At 74.9% G+C, this 20,179-nt stretch carries 18 protein-coding genes and 6 tRNA genes; 12 read left to right on the plus strand and 12 right to left on the minus strand.

All coding sequences use genetic code 11. The features are described from left to right. The first annotated feature begins 175 nt into the window (after positions 1 to 175). The gene (locus tag ACIQUQ_RS22870) at positions 176 to 2,599 is read left to right on the plus strand and encodes an SCO7613 C-terminal domain-containing membrane protein (RefSeq protein ID WP_403978727.1); all 2,424 of its coding nucleotides are present in this window, start codon (positions 176 to 178) and stop codon (positions 2,597 to 2,599) included. A 56-nt stretch (positions 2,600 to 2,655) separates the two neighbouring features. Here the strand turns inward: ACIQUQ_RS22870 and ACIQUQ_RS22875 are convergent. Next, positions 2,656 to 2,727: transfer RNA gene (locus tag ACIQUQ_RS22875), tRNA-Val, on the minus strand. A gap of 70 nt (positions 2,728 to 2,797) precedes the next feature. Next, the gene (locus ACIQUQ_RS22880; RefSeq protein WP_403978730.1) at positions 2,798 to 3,229 is read right to left on the minus strand and encodes a TIGR02611 family protein; all 432 of its coding nucleotides are present in this window, start codon (positions 3,227 to 3,229) and stop codon (positions 2,798 to 2,800) included. A 177-nt stretch (positions 3,230 to 3,406) separates the two neighbouring features. Here ACIQUQ_RS22880 and ACIQUQ_RS22885 point away from each other — a divergent pair, with 177 nt between their 5' ends. Next, positions 3,407 to 3,820: an SsgA family sporulation/cell division regulator gene (locus tag ACIQUQ_RS22885; protein ID WP_004002642.1), complete on the plus strand. Its 414-nt coding sequence runs from the start codon at positions 3,407 to 3,409 to the stop codon at positions 3,818 to 3,820. A 197-nt stretch (positions 3,821 to 4,017) separates the two neighbouring features. Then, the gene (locus ACIQUQ_RS22890) at positions 4,018 to 4,575 is read left to right on the plus strand and encodes a CGNR zinc finger domain-containing protein (protein WP_403978733.1); all 558 of its coding nucleotides are present in this window, start codon (positions 4,018 to 4,020) and stop codon (positions 4,573 to 4,575) included. Between the two features lie 25 nt (positions 4,576 to 4,600). Here the strand turns inward: ACIQUQ_RS22890 and ACIQUQ_RS22895 are convergent, their stop codons facing one another. Both ACIQUQ_RS22895 and ACIQUQ_RS22900 read right to left on the minus strand, forming a co-directional pair. Further along, positions 4,601 to 4,759 (minus strand): hypothetical protein, encoded by a 159-nt coding sequence (locus tag ACIQUQ_RS22895; RefSeq protein WP_399947600.1) that lies wholly within the window; start codon positions 4,757 to 4,759, stop codon positions 4,601 to 4,603. A 134-nt stretch (positions 4,760 to 4,893) separates the two neighbouring features. Then, a complete protein-coding gene (locus ACIQUQ_RS22900) occupies positions 4,894 to 5,319 on the minus strand; it encodes a hypothetical protein (RefSeq protein ID WP_403978736.1) in 426 nt (141 codons plus the stop codon). Between the two features lie 176 nt (positions 5,320 to 5,495). Between ACIQUQ_RS22900 and ACIQUQ_RS22905 the strand changes: the two genes are divergently transcribed. After that, the gene (locus ACIQUQ_RS22905) at positions 5,496 to 6,017 is read left to right on the plus strand and encodes a DsbA family protein (protein WP_403978739.1); all 522 of its coding nucleotides are present in this window, start codon (positions 5,496 to 5,498) and stop codon (positions 6,015 to 6,017) included. Between the two features lie 57 nt (positions 6,018 to 6,074). On the opposite strand, the gene ACIQUQ_RS22910 is transcribed toward ACIQUQ_RS22905, so the two are convergent. From ACIQUQ_RS22910 to ACIQUQ_RS22920, 3 genes are all read right to left on the minus strand, one after another. Further along, positions 6,075 to 6,917: a GNAT family N-acetyltransferase gene (locus ACIQUQ_RS22910; protein WP_403978742.1), complete on the minus strand. Its 843-nt coding sequence runs from the start codon at positions 6,915 to 6,917 to the stop codon at positions 6,075 to 6,077. A 75-nt stretch (positions 6,918 to 6,992) separates the two neighbouring features. Then, positions 6,993 to 7,817, minus strand: a complete 825-nt coding sequence (locus ACIQUQ_RS22915; RefSeq protein WP_403978744.1) for an aminotransferase class IV — start codon at positions 7,815 to 7,817, stop codon at positions 6,993 to 6,995. After that, a complete protein-coding gene (locus tag ACIQUQ_RS22920; RefSeq protein ID WP_403978747.1) occupies positions 7,814 to 8,872 on the minus strand; it encodes a chorismate-binding protein in 1,059 nt (352 codons plus the stop codon). The genes ACIQUQ_RS22915 and ACIQUQ_RS22920 overlap by 4 nt, the downstream gene beginning before the upstream one ends. A gap of 226 nt (positions 8,873 to 9,098) precedes the next feature. Here ACIQUQ_RS22920 and ACIQUQ_RS22925 point away from each other — a divergent pair. From ACIQUQ_RS22925 to ACIQUQ_RS22945, 5 genes are all read left to right on the plus strand, one after another. Further along, a tRNA-Gly gene (locus ACIQUQ_RS22925) sits at positions 9,099 to 9,171 on the plus strand. A 39-nt stretch (positions 9,172 to 9,210) separates the two neighbouring features. After that, a tRNA-Cys gene (locus tag ACIQUQ_RS22930) sits at positions 9,211 to 9,284 on the plus strand. A gap of 1 nt (position 9,285) precedes the next feature. After that, positions 9,286 to 9,357, plus strand: a tRNA-Val gene (locus tag ACIQUQ_RS22935). Between the two features lie 22 nt (positions 9,358 to 9,379). Further along, positions 9,380 to 9,451: transfer RNA gene (locus tag ACIQUQ_RS22940), tRNA-Val, on the plus strand. Between the two features lie 60 nt (positions 9,452 to 9,511). Then, positions 9,512 to 9,586: transfer RNA gene (locus ACIQUQ_RS22945), tRNA-Val, on the plus strand. 126 nt (positions 9,587 to 9,712) lie between these two features. Here the strand turns inward: ACIQUQ_RS22945 and ACIQUQ_RS22950 are convergent. The 3 genes from ACIQUQ_RS22950 to ACIQUQ_RS22960 form a co-directional block, all read right to left on the minus strand. After that, positions 9,713 to 9,988, minus strand: a complete 276-nt coding sequence (locus tag ACIQUQ_RS22950) for a zf-TFIIB domain-containing protein (RefSeq protein WP_399947611.1) — start codon at positions 9,986 to 9,988, stop codon at positions 9,713 to 9,715. Positions 9,989 to 10,054: 66 nt separating this feature from the next. After that, complete coding sequence (locus tag ACIQUQ_RS22955) at positions 10,055 to 11,029, minus strand: phosphotransferase family protein (protein ID WP_403978750.1); 975 nt, start codon at positions 11,027 to 11,029, stop codon at positions 10,055 to 10,057. A 263-nt stretch (positions 11,030 to 11,292) separates the two neighbouring features. Further along, positions 11,293 to 11,457: a hypothetical protein gene (locus ACIQUQ_RS22960; protein ID WP_399947615.1), complete on the minus strand. Its 165-nt coding sequence runs from the start codon at positions 11,455 to 11,457 to the stop codon at positions 11,293 to 11,295. Positions 11,458 to 12,048: 591 nt separating this feature from the next. On the opposite strand from ACIQUQ_RS22960, the gene ACIQUQ_RS22965 reads away from it, so the two are divergent. From ACIQUQ_RS22965 to ACIQUQ_RS22975, 3 genes are all read left to right on the plus strand, one after another. Beyond that, positions 12,049 to 13,269 carry a protein kinase gene (locus ACIQUQ_RS22965; protein WP_403978753.1) on the plus strand — a complete coding sequence of 407 codons (1,221 nt, stop codon included), beginning with the start codon at positions 12,049 to 12,051 and terminating at the stop codon, positions 13,267 to 13,269. 115 nt (positions 13,270 to 13,384) lie between these two features. Continuing rightward, entirely contained in the window at positions 13,385 to 14,152 is a 768-nt protein-coding gene (locus tag ACIQUQ_RS22970; RefSeq protein ID WP_403978756.1) for a hypothetical protein, read from the plus strand. 25 nt (positions 14,153 to 14,177) lie between these two features. Continuing rightward, positions 14,178 to 16,916: a VWA domain-containing protein gene (locus ACIQUQ_RS22975; RefSeq protein WP_403978759.1), complete on the plus strand. Its 2,739-nt coding sequence runs from the start codon at positions 14,178 to 14,180 to the stop codon at positions 16,914 to 16,916. Positions 16,917 to 17,077: 161 nt separating this feature from the next. Here ACIQUQ_RS22975 and ACIQUQ_RS22980 read toward each other — a convergent pair whose 3' ends face one another. Beyond that, positions 17,078 to 17,896, minus strand: coding sequence for a TrmH family RNA methyltransferase (locus tag ACIQUQ_RS22980; protein ID WP_403665879.1), 819 nt, complete (start codon positions 17,894 to 17,896; stop codon positions 17,078 to 17,080). Between the two features lie 82 nt (positions 17,897 to 17,978). Then, on the minus strand, positions 17,979 to 19,223 hold the full coding sequence (gene cobA, locus ACIQUQ_RS22985) for a uroporphyrinogen-III C-methyltransferase (protein ID WP_403978762.1): 1,245 nt from the start codon (positions 19,221 to 19,223) through the stop codon (positions 17,979 to 17,981). Positions 19,224 to 20,179 lie beyond the last annotated feature (956 nt).

The following is a 20,179-nucleotide window of genomic DNA, read 5'->3' on the forward strand; positions in this document are numbered from 1 at the left end:
CCGCTCCCTCCGGCTTCCGCGGCTTCCGCGGCTCACCCGGCTTCCGCGGCTCACCCGGCCGCCGCGGCTCCCCCGGGCTGCCGACGGGCACCCACCCGTACTCAAGCGCGTCCCCGGGGAAATCTGAGTATCCGCACCCATGTTCCCGCCGGGTGACCGGCGCCACACTCCGGGCATGGAAAACGTTCCGCCGCACATGCCGCCGCCCCAGGGGCCTCCCGGGCCCGGCGTACCGCCGCCCGCCGAGGAGCTCGTCCTGCTCGACCGGGAGCTGGTGCAGCTCGACGCGCGCCGCGCGCAGCTGCTGGCCCGCCGGGCCTGGCTGGTCTCGGTGCTGACGGCGCCGGCCGCCCCGGCCGCGCCCTTCCCCGGGTGGCAGGCGCCGCCGGCCGCCGGTCCGGCGCGTGACGCGTCCGGGCCGAGCGCCCAGAACGTGCTGCTGACCCTGGGCGCGGTGCTGCTGACCATCGCCGCGTTCGCGTTCACGGTGGTGAGCTGGGGCTCCATGGGCATCGGCGGCCGGGCCGCGGTGCTGGGCGTGGTGACGGCCGCGGCGCTGGCCGCGCCGGTGGCGCTGCTGCGCCGCGGGCTGCGGTCCACGGCCGAGTCGGTGGCGGGGCTGGGGCTGGCGCTGACGGTGCTGGACGCGTACGCGCTGTACGCGGTGGCGCTGCCGGGTAAGGACGGCACGGCGTACGCGGCGGGTGCGGCGGCGGTGCTGGCCGCGCTGTGGACGGGTTACGGGCTGGCCCTGGGCGCGCTGCGGCTGCCGGTGCCGGTGGCGCTGGTGACGGCCCAGCTGCCGCTGCCGCTGGGCGCGGTGGCGGCCGGGGCCCCGGCGCCGGTCGTGGGCTGGGCGCTGCTGGGGACTGCGGCACTGGACGCGGCGGTGGCGCTGTGGTGGCGGGACCGGTTCGTCCGGGTGCTCGCGGTGGTGGCCGGTGTGGCGACGGGTGGCTGGGCGCTGCTGGGCGCGCTGTGGCTGTCGCTGGCGGCCGGTGACCCCGCGGCGGCGGTGGCGCCGGGCGCGCTGCTGCTGGGCGGTGCGGTGCTGGCGCTGGCCGTGGCGTTCCGGGTGCCGGAGCCGGGCGCGGTGCCGCTGGCCGGTCTGGCGGGCGCGGCTGCGGTGGCGGCGCTCGGCGGGGTGCCGCGGGCGGTGCTGCCGGACGGCTGGGGGGTGCTGCCGTACCTGGTCTGCGCGGTGCCGCTGCTGCTGTTCGCGCGGGTGGCCGGGCTGCGTGCGGGGGTGCGGCGCGGGCTGGCGGGTGCCGGGGCGGGCGTGGCGGTGCTGGGCGCGCTGTCGGCGCTGCCCGCGGTGCTGCTGGCGCTGGCGCTGCCGGTGGAGGTGTGGGGCGGCGTGTGGGCGGGCCGGGTGCCGGTGCCGGCCGACGCGCGGCTGCCGGGGATGCACGCCGCGCCCGTGGTGCTGCTCGCGGTGGCGGGCATGGCCTGGCCCTGGCTGCGGCGGCGGGCCGAGGCGGGGGTGGCGGTGGTCGTCCTGGTCTGGGCCGGTCTCTTCACGGCCTCGGCGGTGCTGCCGCCGGCCCAGCCGGTGGTGCTCGGCTCGCAGGTGCTGCTGACCGCGCTGGCCGTGGGGTACGCCCTGCGGGCCGACGGGCCGGTGGCGGGGGCGCTCGGGCGGTCCGTGGCCGCGGGGGCGTGCGCGGTGGCCGGTGCGGCGAGCGCGTCGGTGCTGTCGCTGGCGGGGAAGCCGGGCACCTTCGCGGTGCTGGGGGCCTTCCTGGTGCTGTTCGCTGCCGCCGCCTTCGCGGGCCGGGGGCCGGTGTGGGCGCGGTCGGCGGCCGCGGTGCTGTCCGTCGGCTACGCCACCGGGCTGCTGCTCGCCCTGGGGCGGGCCCTCGGCCTGCCGGCCCACACGACCGCGCTGCTGGTGCTCGCGGTGCCCGTGGCGGTGGCCCTGGCCGCGGTGACGCCGGCGGCCCGCCCGGTGCGGGTGCCGTTCGAGGTGGCCGGTGCGGGCGCGGGGGCGTTGGCCGTGGCGCTGGCGCTGCCGGACCTGCCGGTGCTGGCCCTGGTGCTGGCGCTGCTCGGGGTGGTCTGCGCGGGGACGGCCGTACGGGCCGACCGGCGTCCGGTGGGGTACGCGGCGGGGGCGCTCTTCCTGCTGGCCGCCTGGGTGCGGCTGGCGGCGTCCGGGGTGACCGTGCCGGAGGCGTACACGCTGCCGGTGACCGTGCCCGCGCTGGTGGTGGGCCTGCTGCGGCGCCGGCGCGACCCCGGAGCGGGGTCCTGGACGGCGTACGGGCCCGGACTGGCCGCGACGCTGGTGCCGAGCCTGGTCGCCGCCTGGGGCGACGCGCACTGGCTCCGGCCGCTGCTGCTGGGGGTGGCCGCCCTGGTGGTGACGCTGCTCGGGGCGCGGTACAAGCTGCGGGCGCCGCTGCTGCTGGGCGGCGCGGTGCTGGCCCTGGACGCGCTGCACGAGCTGGCGCCGTACGTCGTCCAGGTCGCGGACGCGCTGCCGCGCTGGATGCCGCCGGCGCTGGCCGGGGTGCTGCTGCTGGCGGTGGGCGCGACGTACGAGCGGCGCCTGCGGGACGCGCGGCGGGTCCGTGAGGCGCTGGGCCGCATGAAGTGACGCGGGAACGCCGAAGGCCCGGAGACTCTCACGAGTCTCCGGGCCTTCGGTCCGGGTGGGCGATACTGGGATCGAACCAGTGACCCCTTCGGTGTGAACGAAGTGCTCTCCCGCTGAGCTAATCGCCCCGGCGCACCTCAAACATTACCGCATGTCAGAGGGTGCCCGGGACCACGGAGGCGCCGGGCGCCCGCGGGGTCACTCGGGTGCGTTCCAGGGCATGGCGAAGCCGACCCTCCAGAGGTAGATCCCCAGCGCCGCCAGGATGATCACCAGGCCGATGGAGGTCAGGATGATGTTGCGGCGCCGGACCTTCGGGTCGAGCGCCTTCTGCGCGGCCTCGGTCACCTTGCGCTTGGTCCAGCGCAGGACGAGCTGCGCCCAGACGAACTCGGTCGCCCAGATCGCCATGCCCGCGAAGATCACCAGCCAGCCCGGGCCGGGCAGCGGGAGCATGATGACGCCCGCGACCACGACGGCCAGGCCCACGATGAAGACGCCGACCTGCCAGCTGAGGTGCAGGGTGCGGCGTGCCTTGATGAAGTCCGGCGCGCGCGAGCCGAGCGGCGCCTCTTCCGTCTCTGCGGCCGGGTTCTCGCTGTCCCCGCGGCCGTCACTCCCCGTGTTCATGGGAGCAAACCTACCGGAGCTCCAAGCACAGGTGAACGGGCTGCGGGATCCGCCGTACGAGGTACCTGAACGCCCGCAAAACGGTCAGAGGGGTTTACAACGGCACCGTAGGTGGCATGTCGATTTCGCCGACGTGCGAATCCCCGAGCGCACACTGAGCGAAAGGCCCTGGCGCTTATGAACACCACGGTCAGCTGCGAGCTGCACCTGCGCCTCGTTGTGTCGAGCGAGTCCTCACTGCCTGTACCCGCGGGCCTGCGGTATGACACGGCCGACCCCTACGCCGTGCACGCCACCTTCCACACCGGCGCCGAGGAGACGGTCGAGTGGGTCTTCGCCCGCGACCTCCTCGCGGAGGGCCTCCACCGGCCCACCGGTACCGGAGACGTCCGCGTCTGGCCGTCCCGGAGCCACGGTCAGGGCGTCGTCTGCATCGCCCTGAGCTCACCGGAGGGAGAAGCCCTGCTCGAAGCCCCCGCGAGGGCCCTGGAGTCGTTCCTGAAGCGGACCGACGCGGCGGTGCCACCCGGCACCGAGCATCGCCACTTCGACCTCGACCAGGAGCTCTCCCACATCCTGGCGGAAAGCTGAGCCAGGGCGAGAGCCGCCCGACACCGTCCGACTCGGGGCGACGGTGTGGGCCGGACAACCACATACGGCAGTGCCGGCGCTGTTCCCGCGGAAGCCACCCGCGCGGACGGCGCCGGTGCGCTTTTTCCAGGGGACGCTATTGTTCGGCGACATCGGCGGGCACCGGCTCGCAGGCGGCCCCAGGGAGCGAGAACCCCATGCAGATCCCCCACGACACGCGTCGCGCACTCGACGTCGTCGTCGATCTGGTGAACACCGCGCCCGATCCGGGCGGGCCCGACGGGCTGGCCGATCTCGGGGCGCTGCGCGAGTTCGTACGGGAGCACGAGATCAGCGACGTCGGGGTGCTCGGCGCCCGCGACCTCGCAGGGGTGCGGACGGTACGCGGACTGTTCGGGCAGATCTTCGCGGCCGGCACCGACCGCCTGGCGGCCGGTGTGATCAACGAGCTGGTGGCGGCGGCCGGCACGACGCCCCGGCTGACCGACCACGACGGCTACGACTGGCACGTGCACTACTTCGCCCCCGGCGCCTCCGTCGGCGACCACATCGCCGCCGACTGCGGGATGGCGCTGGCCTTCATCGTGGTCTCGGGCGAGCGGGAGCGGCTGCGCCGGTGCGAGGCGCCCGACTGCCGCCGGGCCTTCGTGGACCTGTCCCGCAACCGGTCGCGCCGCTACTGCGACTCCCGCACCTGCGGCAACCGCCTGCACGTGGCCGCGTACCGCGCCCGGCGCAAGGAAGCCGCCGAGTAGCCCCCGCTCCGGCCCCTCCCCGGCCCTAGAGGAGGAAGAGGTCGTGCGTGGCGGCGAGCAGCAACAGGGTGCCGATCACCGCCAGGAAGATCATCAAGGGTGGCTGGGAGAGCGCGAAGAGGCAGCCGCGCTGTTCCTCCGTGGGAACGGTGGTGGCGGGCTCGCCCCGCGATGTGTCCAGCATCTCGGGGCGAATGATGACGCAGCCCCCTCGCGCCACACCCTCAACACGCCAGGACCACGCGGCAGTTCGCCGGATCCCGCGTTTCTTGATCGAGATGCGCCCGACCTGCACACACTCGCGACCACCTGTGATCGTCAGATCCCGTGCTTCTTCAGGATCGCTTCGATGTCGGAGAAGTCGTCCGCCGGAGTGGCAGCCGGGGAGGCGGGCTTCCGTTGCGGGCGGGTGGTGGTCGGTGCCGGCGCGGGCGCGACGGCTGCCGGGGCCGTGCCGGAGGCCGCCTTGCGTTCCTTGCGGGTGCCGGTGCCGCGGCGCTCCACGGCGCGGGTGGTGGCGAGCAGCACCCAGGCCAGGGCGAGGAGTCCGAAGCCGATCCAGACGCCGGGATTGAAGACGATGCCGGTGACCCACTCCACGAGGCCGGTCATCACCAGCGCCACGGGCACCAGCGAGTAGGCCGCGATGCGCGTGGCCGCCAGGTACCGCTTGCGGTAGGCGGTGAGCGCGGCGATGCCCAGGCCCGCCGCGGACACCGCGGAACATATGGTCTCGGCAAGCATGCGGTCCCTCCAGCTGTGGGTGTGGCGCGTGGGCGGGCGTTTCCGCCCCTTCCATCCTGCACCGGGCGGGTGCGCGCGGGCCACGGATCGGGGCCCGTGGCGGCACATCTCGGGGAGATCTCCGGGGCGTCTCGGGGTCGGTCTCCTCCTCAGGGAGGGTCTGGGAGACTGACCCCATGAGCGATTCCCAGCCTTCCGGCGCCCCCGGTCCCGTCGTCCTCGAGGTCTGGTGCGAACTCCAGTGCACCGACTGCCGCACCGCCCTGGACGACGTGCGCGCCCTGCGGGCCCGGTACGGCGACCGGATGGACATCCGGCTGCGGCACTTCCCCCTGGCGAAGCACAAGCACGCCTTCGCCGCGGCCCAGGCCGTCGAGGAGGCCGTGGAGCAGGGCCGGGGCTGGCCGTACGCGGAGGCCGTGCTCGCCCGCACCGAGGAGCTGGAGCGCCGGGGCGAGGCCTTCCTCGTCCAGACCGCGAAGGAACTCGGCCTGGACGCCGAGGAGTTCGACACCGCCCTGATCGACGGCCGGCACATCCTGATCGTGGACGCCGACCAGGCGGAGGGCAAGGCGATCGGCGTCACCGGCACCCCGACCTACGTGATCGACGGCGAGCGCCTGGACGGCGGCAAGAGCCAGGAGGGCCTCCGCGAGCGCATCGAGGAGATCGCCGACCGCCTGCTGGCCGCCCGGTAGGACGCCCCCGGCTGCCGGGATGCCCGGCAGCCGCGGTCGGGCCGCTCCCCCGCCGGGTCAGATCAGCGGCTTCGTGAAGTTGTGCTGGACGACCTGGTACCCGAGGGACTCGTAGAGCCGCCGGGCCGGCGTGTTCGACACCAGGACGTGCAGGCCGATCAGCCGGGCCCGGCCGGCCAGGGCGGCCCGCTCGGCGAGCAGCATCAGCGAACGCCCGTGGCCGCGCCCGCGGTGCTCCCCGGCCACCGCCACGTCGAAGACGTACGCGCCGGGGTCCCCCGGCAGGCCGGCGACGCCGCAGCTCACCCACACCTGGCCGACGGGCACGCCCCCGCTCTCCAGGACCGAGAAGGACGTGCCGGGGGTGTCGAGACCCCGCGGCAGCTGCTCGTCGTGGGCCTCCCGCGACCGGGCGAGCGCCGCTGCGGGCGCCAGGCCGCGCTCCCGCCACACGGCCGCGTAGCCCTCGACGGCCGGGCCCAGCCAGGCCTCGAACTCCCCGGCCGTCATCGGCCGGCCCGTGTCGCCCGCGGGCAGCGCCGGCGGCCGGGCGGAGACGCGTTTGACCATGTGGCGGCCGGTCTCGGTGTAGCCGAGGGCGCCGGCCATCCGGCGCGCATCGGCGGCGTCCCCGGGAACGGCGACGTCGATCCGCCGGCAGCCCCAGCCGCGCAGCACCTCCTCGGCGGCGAGCGCCGCGACCGTGCCGCGGCCGCGCCGCCGGTCCGGGCGGTCGATCCACAGCCCGCGAATCAGGCCGACGGCGGGGCCGGCGGCCGGATCGGCGGCCAGCTCCACCTTCCCGACGACGCGGCTGTTGACGCGGACCTCGTACGGGCGCGAGCGCGCCCCTTCCGCGGTGCTCTGGAGCGGCCCGGCCGGCCGCAGGGTCGTGGTCATCACGCCTGTTGTACCCGCCCGCGGGCCCGCCCGTCACCGGTGCGTCGCCCGCGCCCCGCGACTGCGCCGCCTCCGCTACGCGGGGTCGGCGTCCTGGGCCGCGCGCTCGTCGAAGATGCGCATGGCCTTCGCCGTGACGGGGCCGGGGGCGGCGGCCAGCTCGCGGCCGTCGACCCGGTGGACGCCCTGCACGTCGCGCAGCGTCGAGGTCAGGAAGATCTCGTCGGCGCGCTCCAGCACGTCGAAGGGCAGGTCGGTCTCGTGCGCCCCGGTCCACTCGACCGCCAGGGCGCGGGTGATCCCGGCGAGGCAGCCCGAGGGGACGGGCGGGGTGTGCAGCTCGCCGTCCAGGACCACGAACACGTTGGAGCCGGTGCCCTCGCACAGCTGCCCCACGGTGTTGGCGAAGAGCGCCTCGGAGGCGCCCGCCTCGTTGGCCTTGGCCAGGGCGACGACGTTCTCCGCGTACGAGGTGGTCTTCAGGCCCGCGAGGGCGCTGCGCTCGTTACGCACCCACGGGACGGTGATCACGGCGGTGGTGTCGGGGCGCCGGATGGTCTCGCCGACGGCCACGACCAGCGTGGGGCCGGTCTCGCCGCGGTCGGAGCCGAGCGGCGACAGCCCGCCGGTGTAGGTGATGCGCAGGCGGCCGAGCGGCATCGGGTTGGCCCCGAGGACGGCGGCGCAGGCGCGGCGCACCTCGTCGAGGTCCGGGTCGGGCAGGCCGAGGCCGCGCGCGCTGCGGGTCAGCCGGTCCAGGTGGCGGGTCAGCGCGAAGGCCTCCCCGTCCACGGCCTTGAGCGTCTCGAAGACGCCGTCCCCCACGGTCAGCCCGTGGTCGAAGACGGAAACCCGGGCGTTCTCGGCGTCCCGCAGCTGCCCGTCGAGCCAGATCCTCACCGTACGGTCCCTTCACTCGCCTGGTACGTACCCGACGCTACCGCGAGCAGCCGGGCGGCCTTCAGTTCGGTCTCGGCCCACTCACGCTCGGGGTCGGAGCCCCAGGTGATGCCGGCGCCGGTGCCGAAGCGGAGCCGGGGGCCGCCGGGGGCCTCCCGGTCGATCCAGAAGGTCCGGATGCCGACGGCCAGCTCGCCGGTGCCGCGGTCGGCGTCGACCCAGCCGATGCCTCCGCAGTACGGGCCGCGCGGGGCGGTCTCCAGGGCCTCGATGATCCGCAGGGCGGAGGACTTGGGGGCGCCGGTGACGGAGCCGGGCGGGAAGGTGGCCGCCAGCAGCTCGGGCCAGCCCGCGCCGTCGGCCAGCTCGCCGCGGACGGTGGAGACCAGGTGGACCAGTCCCGGGTGCTCCTCGACGGCGCACAGCTCGGGGACGGTCACGGAACCGGTGGCGCAGACGCGGCCGAGGTCGTTGCGGACCAGGTCCACGATCATCACGTTCTCGGCGTGGTCCTTGGGGAGGAGGTCGTCGGCGGTGCGGCCGGTGCCCTTGATCGGTCCGGACTCCACGGTGCGGCCGGTGCGGCGCAGGAAGAGCTCGGGCGAGGCGGTGGCGATCTCCACGCCGTGCGCGGGGAGCCGAATCGTTCCTGCGTAGGGGGCCGGGTTGCCGCGGGCCAGCAGTGCGGTGAGGGCGTCCACGTCTGCGCCGTCGGCGTCCGGGAGCGGCGCGGACATCACGCGGCAGAGGTTGGCCTGGTAGACCTCGCCGCGCGCGATGTGGGCGCGGATGGCCCGTACGCCGGCCACGTAGGCCTCGCGGTCCAGGGAGGAGGTCCAGGACGCGGGCTGTGGTCCCCGCCAGGCCCCCGGGACGGGTGCGGGGACGGGGTCGGGGCGTATGTCCCCGAAGCGCGCGCACACGAGGCGGCCTTCGAAGTCCGCCGACACGGCCCAGAAGCCGGCCGAGTCCAGCGCTGAGGGGTCGCCTGTGACGTCACGGAGGTCGGTCGCGATGAGGCCGCCGAAGCGGGCCATGGGAGGCAGGTGCTGCACGGCTGTGAGTCTAGGACGGGTGGGGTGGGGGCGTCGGTGAGTGTGGGGTGGGGACGTCGGTGAGTGACGGGTCGGACCCCCGCTGAGCTGGCCGTGCGGGTGGGCTTCGGTGAACGCCCGCAGCACGCTGCGGAAACGCGTTTTTGAGCTGGCCCGGGAATCCGCTAGAGTTCAACACGTCGCCGGGGAGCGAAGGAAAAAACCCCGGAAGCAACACCGGCGACCTGCGGACGTGGCTCAGTTGGTAGAGCATCACCTTGCCAAGGTGAGGGTCGCGAGTTCGAATCTCGTCGTCCGCTCGAAGTGGGGGATCTTCCCGAGAACCCCTGCAGCTCCGTGGTGGAGTGGCCGAGAGGCGAGGCAACGGCCTGCAAAGCCGTCTACACGGGTTCAAATCCCGTCTCCACCTCCAAGGACGATTAGCTCAGCGGGAGAGCGCTTCCCTGACACGGAAGAGGTCACTGGTTCAATCCCAGTATCGTCCACTTGATCCGCAAGGATCATCCCGCGCGATTAGCTCAGCGGGAGAGCGCTTCCCTGACACGGAAGAGGTCACTGGTTCAATCCCAGTATCGCGCACGCAGCACGCCCGACCTGCGGTCTCCGGACGATGGTCAACGGATCCGCAAGGATCTTCCCGCGCGATTAGCTCAGCGGGAGAGCGCTTCCCTGACACGGAAGAGGTCACTGGTTCAATCCCAGTATCGCGCACCACCCGGAAGCCCCGGCCGATCTGATCGGCCGGGGCTTTCCGCCGTGTGCGGTCGCGGTCGCGGACGCCTGCGGTCTCCGGCCGCCCGTACGGCGGGCCGGGACCGCAGTGGCGTCGGCGCCCTCGGGTCAGGAGGAGAACAGCATCCGGCCGAAGCCGCCGCGGTGGTGGTGTCCGTGGCCGTGTCCGTGGTGCTGCGGGGCACCCCAGGCGGGCGCCTGGCCGGCCGGGTAGGCGGGGGGCGCGGGCGGCGGCGGGACCTGGCCGTACTGGGACTCCAGGCGGGTCAGGGCCTCCAGCTCGCCGTAGTCCAGGAATATGCCCCGGCACCCGCTGCACTGCTCGATCTGGACCCCGCTGCGGTTGTACGTGTGCATCATCGCGTGACACTTCGGGCACTGCATGATCGGCTCAACTCCTCGCCGTCGGACGTCGTCCCCGGAATGCTGCCCGGTGACGTGACGCTCACCCTACGACGGAAGGACGGACTCCAAGTCCGGTGGGAGTGTGGCGATTCGGGAACAACTGTCGGCCATCATCCGCTCCACCTCGTCCAGTCCGCGCCGCTCCGCGACCGACTTGGCGATGGCCAGGGCCGCGGTCTGGACCGTCAGCGCCCGGGCGGGGACGTCGAGTTCGGGCCAGGGATCGGCACCCCGGGGGCCGGCGGCGGGGCCCCCGGCGTCCTGGTAGGCGCCGAGGAACCGTGTCCACACGTCCGGGTCGAGGAGACCGGCGGCGTACCAGGCGGCGGGGCGGGCCAGGTCCCAGCCGGGGTGGCCGAGCCCGAGGTCGTCCACGTCGATGAGCAGCCAGGGGCCGTCGGGGCCCGGGTGCCGGACCAGCTGGCCCAGGTGCAGGTCGCCGTGGCAGACCGTGGCGGAGGGGGGCGCGGGCACCTCGCCGCGGGCCCAGGCGGGCAGCCGGGCGACGGCGGCGAGGACGACGGCGGAGTCGGGGTGCGGGCCCACGGCGGCCATGCGGGACAGGGCGCGGGCCACCTTCGCGGGGCCGCGCATCGGGGGCAGCCGCTCGGGCAGGGCGGCGGCCGGGAGCGTGTGCAGCCGCGCCAGCAGCCGGGCCGCGTCCTCCCAAGGGGCGGCCTCGGGGGCGGCGGGGTCCACCGGGGTGCCGTGCGGCCAGGCGGAGACGGCGCGGCCCCGCAGCACGGTGGTCAGGGCGGGCTCACCGTCCCGGGCGAAGGCGGGCAGCGGGGGCAGCAGGATCCCGGTGAGGGCGGGGGCGGCGGCCAGGCGGACCCGTACCGCGAGGGCGGCCTGGTCGGTGCCGGGCGCGTGGGCCTTGACGACGACGCCGCCGGTGCGGACCACGGTGCCGTCGGGCCGGTCCGCGAGGAGGGTGTGCTGGCGGGGCACGCCGGGCCGGCCCCGCGGGGCGTCCCCGCCGACGAGCGCGGCCAGCTCCGCCGCGAAGCGCGCGTTCACGGATTCCCCCAGTCGTACGGTCCCGGTCGCCTCGGATCGTACGGGTTCCCGCGCCCCGTACGCGCGTCCCGGCCCGGTGCCGCGGCCAACGCCCACCGGGCGGAGGACGTCCCGGGGCCGGGACGTGGAAAAGGGTGCCGGCGGCGACGGCTCCCCAGCCGTCACCGCCGACACCCTCTACAGCCGTCCGCCGCACCCCCGTCCCCACGGGGTTGATGGGCGATGTCCCGGTCCGGGCCGCTCTCCCGGACCCGGGGCGCCGCTCAGCGCCCCAGCAACGCGCCCACGGACGACGCCTGTGTCACCACCGATTCCCAGCCGCCGAAGACGACGACCAGGAGGGCGGCGAGGGGGAGGACCATGGCCGCGGCCACCAGCGGGTGGCGCGTCCCGGACGGCTTGCGTCCCTGCGTGCGGATGATCGCCATGTCCCGCTCCTCGGTCCTCTCTCCCTGGTCTGGCAGCGGCGGGTGTCTGACCTCGGGGGACGAGTGCTCCACCCGCCGCTTGTCCTCAACACTAGGAGCGCGGGCGTCCCGAGTCCTCATGCCTCCGTACCCATTCCCGGGCCTCCGGGAGGATGACGGGGGTCCCCCTCGCGTACTCCCCTGGGTGGAGACGGTCCTCCCGGAGTCGGGGTCCTCCCGGAGGGGATCCCGGCTTGCGGCCGGTTACACCCCGCGACCGCGTGACTTCGGTCACTTCCGCCCCAGTGGCGGGCGTCCCGCCGCCCGGCCCGTCGGCTCGCCCGGGCGGGCGCCGGTCCGCACGCACGCCGTCGCGCCGGTGCGCCCCGGAACGCGCAGCCGGGACCGCCGCGGGGCCCAATCCCCTTTGCCGCGGCGGATTTTGATCGCACGGCCCAGGCGAACCGGTGTTCGAGCACAGGGATCTGACCAACCCTCAAGTGTCCCTCGCCGTACTGACAATCGAATCCCCGGACGAGGGCGCGGCCTCTGAGCACACATGGCGGATCGTCCGTAAGCTGTGGCTCGTCAACAGGACGACCGGGCAGCGGGGTGGACATGGCGATGATGCGGCTCCGGCGCGAGGACCCGCGTGTCGTCGGCTCGTTCAGGCTGCACCGGCGGCTCGGTGCCGGCGGCATGGGCGTGGTCTACCTGGGGTCCGACCGGCGCGGCCAGCGCGTCGCCCTGAAGGTGATCCGGCCGGATCTCGCCGAGGACCAGGAGTTCCGCTCCCGCTTCGCCCGCGAGGTCTCCGCCGCCCGCCGCATCCGGGGCGGCTGCACCGCCCGCCTGGTGGCCGCCGACCTGGAGGCCGAGCGCCCCTGGTTCGCGACCCAGTACGTCCCCGGACCCTCCCTGCACGACAAGGTCAACGAGGGCGGCCCGCTGTCCGCGGCGCAGATCGCGGCCATCGGCGCGGCGCTCTCCGAGGGCCTGGTGGCGGTCCACGAGGCCGGCGTGGTGCACCGCGACCTGAAGCCTTCGAACATCCTGCTCTCCCCCAAGGGCCCCCGGATCATCGACTTCGGCATCGCCTGGGCCACCGGCGCGAGCACCCTCACCCACGTGGGCACGGCGGTCGGCTCGCCCGGCTTCCTCGCGCCCGAGCAGGTGCGCGGGGCGGCCGTGACGCCGGCCACCGACGTGTTCTCGCTGGGGGCGACCCTCGCGTACGCGGCGACGGCCGACTCCCCCTTCGGGCACGGCAGCTCCGAGGTGATGCTCTACCGGGTGGTGCACGAGGAGCCGCAGCTGTACGGCGTACCCGACTCGCTCGCGCCGCTGGTGCGGGCCTGCCTGGCGAAGGACCCCGAGGAGCGGCCCACCACCCTCCAGCTGTCGATGCGGCTCAAGGAGATCGCGGCCCGCGAGGCCCAGGGGCTGCCCGAGGCGCGCACGCCGGCCCCGCGGACGGACCCGGAGCGGCCCAGCGGGCGGCTGGCGGAGCAGTACGCACGCCAGCGCACGGAGCGCCGTACCGCGGGCACGCCCGCTCCGCGCCCCCAGGGCGGCGCCACCAGCGGCACCCGGAACCCCGCGCGCGGCGCCGAGCAGGCACGGCCGGGTGCGGGCCGGGACACCGGCCGGGACACCGGCCGCACGGGTCCCCGTACCGGATCGCGGACCGGCGGCCGGCCGGCGCCGCGGAGCACCACGGGCGGGCGGCGGCCGGCCGGACCCGACCGGCGGCTGCTGCGGCAGCGGCTCATCGTGTTCGTGGTGGTCACGCTGATCGTGGCGCTCGGCATCGCGGCGGCGCAGCACTTCTAGACGGCCCGCGCGGAGCGGTGGGCGCCGGGCGGGGACTGTGGGCCGGGCGGCCCGATCCGGGGATCTCCCGCCGTATCCCTGCGTCGTCATGGCCCAAGGTCATACAGTCCGTGGCATGTTGGACTTCCAGTTGCTCGGCGCCATCGCCGGTATCGGGGGCGTCGCCCTCGGCGGACTGTTCCTGATCTACCGCAACTTCATCCAGAACCTGATCCGGCAGCGGCTGTTCCGGACACTGACGGCCTTGCAGGCGACCGTCCTGTTCGGGGCCGTGATCACCCTCACCTTCGCCATCGCGATCCTGGGCATCTTCGCCACGCTCGCGGACGGCAGGGGTGCGACGAAGTTCATGGTCATGGTGGGCCTGCTGCTGCTCTTCCTGCTGGCGGCGGTGGTCGTGGTGGGACGGTTCGTGGCGCCGCGCCCCGGACCCGCCGCCGGGGCCGACCCGGAGGAGCGGACCCTGGCGCGGGTGGCGCGGCTGGTCTCCCAGGGCGAGCCCGCGGCGGCCGAGCGCGCGCTGGAGGGCTCGGGCACGGACCGGGAGTCCGAGGAGTTCTGGTACTGGAAGGCCCGGATCGCGCTGGCCGGCGGCAATGCGGCGACGGCCCTGGGGTACGTGGACGAGGCCCTGAAGCTGGAGCCGGGCAACCCGCACGCCACCGCCCTCAAGATCCGGATCCTGCTGGTCGGCCAGGACCCCGCGGACCTCGGCCGGGCGCAGGCGCTGGCCACGGCCGCGGAGGGACGGGACGCGGGTCTGGACGTGTGGCTGCGCCGGCTGCGGGCCGAGGGGATGTTCCGGGTCGGCGTCCGCACCAACACCGAACTGGACGACCGCTTCCCGCTGCCGGTCCGGCAGGGCCGGCCGGCGGGGCGCTGACACACCGATGGCGGAGGAAGAGCGCATGACGGACGACTTCTGGGAGGCCGGGCCGGGGGCCCCGACCGTGTTCTACGTGCCGCGGACGGCGGGCGGGGAAGACCTGGCGTCCTTCGCCGCCGTGGAGTCCGAGACCCGCTGGCAGGCACGGCGGAAGGGGCTGCGGCTGCTGGGGAGGACGGTCCGGGCGCCGGAACTGGTGGACCTGTTACTGGACCGCCAACCGCGGGCCGGAGTGCTGGTCCGGCCGGTGCTGGAGGGCCGGACGCTGCGGGAGTACCTGCTCGGCGGGGGCCCGGAGCTGGTGGAGGGGCTGCTCGCGCTGGGGGCCTCGCTGCGGCTGTGCCGCGAGGGCGCCGAGATGTCCTGGGCCGCCCGGGACGACTGGTCCGGCGGCCGGGTGGTGATGCTGGTCGCCGATCCGTTCGGCCGTGCCGGGCTGCCGGCCGGGGAGCGGGCGGGGCGCGAGCGGGCATGCGCGCGGTACGCGGCGTTCCTGGGGGCGTACGGGATCGACGTCGTCCACGACCGGGCGACCTACGGGGAGTTCGTCGACCGGGAGCTGGGCCGCTTCCACCGGGATCCGGGCGTGACCGTGGTGATCCACGCGGATGCCTTCGCGGACGGAGCGGCCGGGGCGGCCGCGGCGGAGGGACGGCCGGCGCGCCGCGAGAGCCCGCTCTGGCGGTGGCTGGAGCGGGGGGCGGTCGTCCACTCGGCGGGTCGGGTGCGGGTTCCGGCGGAGCCGGGACGGGGGGTGCGGGCCAAGGGGGAAGGGTCGTCGGCCGGGGAGATGGGCGAGGCGGAACCGATGCGGGAGGAGCGGGAGGGGACCGAGCGCACCGAGGGGCCGGCGGTCCGGACGGAGGCCGAGTGGCAGGCCCCGGTGGGGCGGGCGGTGAGCGCGGAGCGGCTGCGGGATCTGGAGGCGGAGGTCGAGCGGCTGCGGCAGCAGACCGCTCTCCTGCGCGAGCGGGAGGGGGAGCAGCTGGACCGTGCGGCCGCCGTGCCGCCGCAGGCCCAGGCAGCCGCCCGCGAATTCCTGGGGACCGTTTCCGTGGGCGGGGACGCTGCGTACTACGACGACGCGTTTCCCGGCGTCGGCGAGCGGGACACCGTCTCCACGCGCTCCGTCCGCCCCCGTTACAGCGACGCCGGCAACCGGCCGTCCGTACCGCCCGCCCGGAGTGAGCCCGGCCGGGATCCCGGGGCACCGCTCCCCCGCGACGGGCTGTTCATCCGCCGGAGCACCGCCTACGGCACGCGGGCCGGGCTCGGGGTGCCCGAACTCATCGAGAACGGGGTGATGGTCGGGCAGGACCAGATCCGGTTCGACGACTTCGTCGCGCCCCGCGCCGACCAGGTGCCCGGGCCGCCCCCGGGCGAGGCCGTCGCCGTGAACCACGGGATCGCCGCCGTGCCCGCCGGGTCCAGGGCCCGCGCGGCCACCACCCACTTCGTCGAGATCGCCCTCAAGGCGGGGGCGGGCGCGGCGGAGGGGGCGCCCGCCGGCGAACCGCTCCCGGTCAACCTCGTCTTCGCGGTCGACGTCAGCGGCTCCATGGTGGGGGCCAAGCTCGACATGGTGAAGGCCGCCCTCCACGAGGTGTACCAGCGGCTCCGCCCCGCCGACTCGCTGGGCATCGTCACCTTCGCCACCGAGGTGGCCACCCTCCTCCCCGGCACCCGCAAGGCGGATCTGCCGCCCGAGCGGTTCGCCGAGCTGGTGACCGGCATGACGGCCGACGGCGGCACGGACATCAACCTCGGCGTGCAGTACGGGATCGCGGAGACCGGCCGCCGGGCGAGCCCCGCCCGTACCGTCAACCGGCTGTACCTGCTCTCGGACGGCGACCCGAACTCCGGCGAGCGCAACTGGACGGTGATCCGCCGGAACGTGGCCGCGAGGCTGCGCGGCGACCTGACCCTCTCCTGCTTCGGGTTCGGCGCGAACGCCCGGATGACGGAGCTCTCCGCGCTGGCCGGCACCGCCGGCGGCAGCGCGACCTTCGTCGCCCGCCCCGAGCAGGTCGCCACCGGGCTGCTGGACGACCTGGAGCGGCGGGACCACCTCGCCGCCGTCGACATCCAGCTCCGCATCGACCTCGACGCCGGGGTCGTGCCGTGGCACCTCTACGGGCACGACCTGGTGACCGACCCGCGGGAGCGGGCCCGGGTGTTCGAGGACGCGGCGGAGGCAGCCCGGACGGCGCGCGAGGTGTACGGCACCGAGGTGCTGCCGGACCTGATCACCGACGAGAAGGGGATCCGGATCTTCGCGCCCGACCTGGCGTACGGCGAGACGTACTGGGTGGTGCTGGAGGTCCAGGTGCCCGAGGGGTGGCGGGCCGGGGACGGGCTGGGCACGGCGACCGTGCAGTACGCCGACACGCTCGCCCGGGAGAGCCGGAGCCGCGGGATCGCGCTGGCGGAGGGGGGCGCCCTGGCCGAGGAGACCGTGGTCGTGCACGCGGTGGGCCTGCGGACCAGCGAGGTCACGTACCGCGCGCTCGACGACCTGTACGCGAACGACCGCATGGCCGCCGGGCGGCGGATCGACCGGCACATCCGGGTCCTGCGGGACGTGGCGGCGGCCAGCCCCGCCGAGGAGCTGTCGAACGACCGGGTGACGCTGGAGAAGTTCAAGGCGCTGGCGGAGGGCCTGGGCGCGGCGGTCTCCTACTCGGATTCCGGCGAGCCGCCCGCCGGCATCCGGGCGATGAACGCCTTCGCGCAGGTGCGGTCGGGCGCCGTGTCCTTCTGAGGGGGTGGGCGGGTGCGGCGTGGACGGCCCCGGAAAGGGGTGTCCACGCCGCACCGGCGTCAGCTGATCGGGAGGTGTCCCACCGCACCGGCGTCAGCCGGTCGGGAGGTGTCCCGCCGCACCGGCGTCAGCCGGTCGGGAGGTGTCCCGCCGCACCGGCGTCAGCCGGTCGGGCGGCCCGTCGCCACCGCGTAGAAGGCCACGGCGGCCGCCGCGCCCACGTTCAGGGAGTCCACGCCGTGGGCCATCGGGATGCGGACCCACTCGTCGGCCGCGACCAGCGCCTGGGTGGACAGGCCGTCACCTTCGGCACCCAGCATCAGCGCCACCCGGTCCAGGGTGTGCGGGGCCGCCTCGTCGATGGCGGAGGCCTTCTCGTGCGGGGTGAGCGCGAGCAGCTTGAACCCGGCCTCCCGCACCGTCTCCAGTCCCTTCGGCCAGGACTCCAGGCGGGCGTACGGCACCGAGAAGACCGCGCCCATCGAGACCTTGACGGACCGTCGGTAGAGCGGGTCCGCACAGTCCGGGGAGAGCAGCACCGCGTCCATGCCGAGGGCGGCCGCGCTGCGGAAGATCGCGCCGATGTTGGTGTGGTCGTTCACCGACTCCATGATCACCACCCGGCGGGCGGTGGCCAGCAGCTCGTCGGCGGTGGGCAGCGGCTTGCGCTGCATGGACGCCAGCGCCCCCCGGTGGACGTGGTAGCCGGTGACCCGCTCGGCGAGCTCGGGGCTGACCGCGTACACCGGGGCCGGGAGCTCGTCGATGACGTCGCGCATGACGTCCACCCACTTGGCCGAGAGCAGCATCGACCGCATCTCGTACCCGGCGCTCTTGGCCCGTCTGATGACCTTCTCGCCCTCGGCGATGAACAGGCCCTCGGCGGGCTCTCGCTTGCGCCGCAGTTCGACGTCGGTCAGGCCCGTGTAGTCGCGCAGGCGCGGGTCGTCGGGGTCCTCGACGGTGATGAGATCAGCCACAGGGTGATACTGCCTTGTCCTGGGTGTGGTGCCAACGGCCGGGTACGAGATCTGTTACCCGCGGTTACTCGGTGCGGCCGGATCAGTCGGTGACCGGCGCGGCCGCGATCGGCGGGATGCCGACGTTGACCACGTCGCCGATCACGATGACGGCGGGCGGCCGGACCTCCCGGGCCACCACGGTCTCGCCGACCGTGGCCAGGGTGGCGTCGACACGGCGCTGGGCGGCCGTGGTGCCCTCCTGGACGACGGCGACCGGGGTCTCCGGGGACTTCCCGTGGGCGACGAGCGCGGCGGCGATCGCGCCGATCTTGTCGACGCCCATCAGGATCACGAGGGTGCCGGTGAGGCGGGCCAGGGAGGCCCAGTCGACCAGCGAGCGCGGGTCCTCGGGCGCCACGTGGCCGCTGACCACGGTGAACTCGTGGGCCACGCCCCGGTGCGTGACCGGGATGCCGGCCGCGGACGGCACCGAGATGGAGCTGGAGATGCCGGGCACCACCGTGCAGGGGATGCCGGCCTCGGCCAGCGCCTGCGCCTCCTCCATGCCGCGGCCGAAGACGTACGGGTCCCCGCCCTTGAGCCGCACCACGGTCTTGCCGGCCTTGGCGTGCTCGATGAGGGCGTTGTTGATGGCCTCCTGCGCCATGAAGCGCCCGTAGGGGATCTTGGCGGCGTCGATCACCTGGACGTGCGGCGGCAGTTCGTCCAGCAGGTCGCGGGGGCCGAGGCGGTCGGCGATGACGACGTCGGCCTCGGCGAGCAGCCGGCGGCCGCGGACGGTGATGAGGTCCGGGTCGCCGGGGCCGCCGCCGACCAGCGCCACGCCCGGGTTCCGGGCCGGCCCGCGGTGGGCCGGGGCCGCCAGCGAGCCGTCGCGCAGGCCCTCGACGATGGCGTCGCGCACGGCGGCGGAACGGCGGGGGTCGTTGCCGGTGAGCACCGCGACGGTGACGCCCTCGGTGCGGCCGGTGGCGGGGGTCCAGGCGGTGGCCGCCTCGGCGTCGTCGCTGCGGACGCACCAGATCCGCTCGCGCTCGGCCTCGGCGGAGGCGCGGTCGTTGGCCTCGCGGTCGCGGGTCGCGATGAGCGCGTACCAGGCGCCGGCCAGGTCGCCCTCCTCGTACCGGCGGCGCTCCCAGCGGATCTCGCCGGTCTCCGCCATCACGTCCACGGAGGGGGTGGCGGACGGGGAGATCAGCACGACGTCCGCGCCGGCCGCGACCAGCGCGGGCAGCCGGCGCTGGGCGACCTGGCCGCCGCCGATGACGACGACGCGGCGGCCGGTGAGGCGCAGCCCTACGGGGTAGGCGGGGGTTTCGGCCATGACGGTGCGCTCCTGAGTGGCGGTGGGCCTGTTTCGCCGCTGCTGCGCTGGAGCGGCGTGTCGGTGACGTGCGGGTTTGCCGGTGGTGCGGGGTCCACGATACGGCGCGTGCGGGCGGGCCTCCGTGCCGGGTGGCGGGTCGGGTACGGGTCCCGTGCCGGGTGCCTGTCCCGTGCCGGGTGCGGGTCCCGTGCCGGGTGCGGGTCCCGTGCCGGGTGCGGGTCCCGTGCCGGTCCCGTGCCGAGTGCGTGTCCTGCCGGGTGCGGGTCCCGTGCCGATCCCGTGCCGAGTGCGTGTCCTGCCGGGTGCGGGTCCCGTGCCGATCCCGTGCCGAGTGCGGGTTCCGTGCCGATCCCGTGCCGGGTGCCGATCCCGTGCCGGGCGCGGGTCCCGTGCCGGGTGCGGGTTCCGTGCCGATCCCGTGCCGGGTGTGGGTCCTGTGCCGAGCGCGTGTCCCGTACCTCTCCAGTGCCGGGTGCGGTCTGTGCCCATGCCGGGTGCGATGCCTCGCCGGTGCCCGTCCCGCGACAGGGTGCGGTGCCGTGTCAGTGCGGAGTGCGGGTGGTTGCCCTGCGGGGCTGGTCCCCTACCCGCCCTTCCTCCGTTCCCCGGGCTTCGCCCGGACCTGTTTCGGGGGCTCCGCCCCCGTACCCCCGCTCCTCAAACGCCGGAGGGGCTGGGTTTGCCTGCGGCACTGGGTATGCCAGCGGCGCTGGGCATGTCCGTGGCGCTGGGTATGCCTGGGACGCGGGATGTGTCGGCGGGGGCTGGGTTCGCGCAGCGAAATCCAGCCTCGCCGGCGTTTGAGGCGCAGGGTCCGGGCGGAGCCCCCGTTTCGCTCCAGCCTCACCGGCGTTTAAGGCGCGGGGTCCGGGGCGGAGCCCCGGTTTCGCTCCAGCCTCACCGGCGTTTAAGGCGCGGGGTCCAGGCGGAGCACCGGTTTCGCTCCAGCCTCA

Source organism: Streptomyces sp. NPDC101118 (assembly GCF_044759445.1).
In the GTDB taxonomy this organism is placed as follows: Bacteria; Actinomycetota; Actinomycetes; order Streptomycetales; family Streptomycetaceae; genus Streptomyces.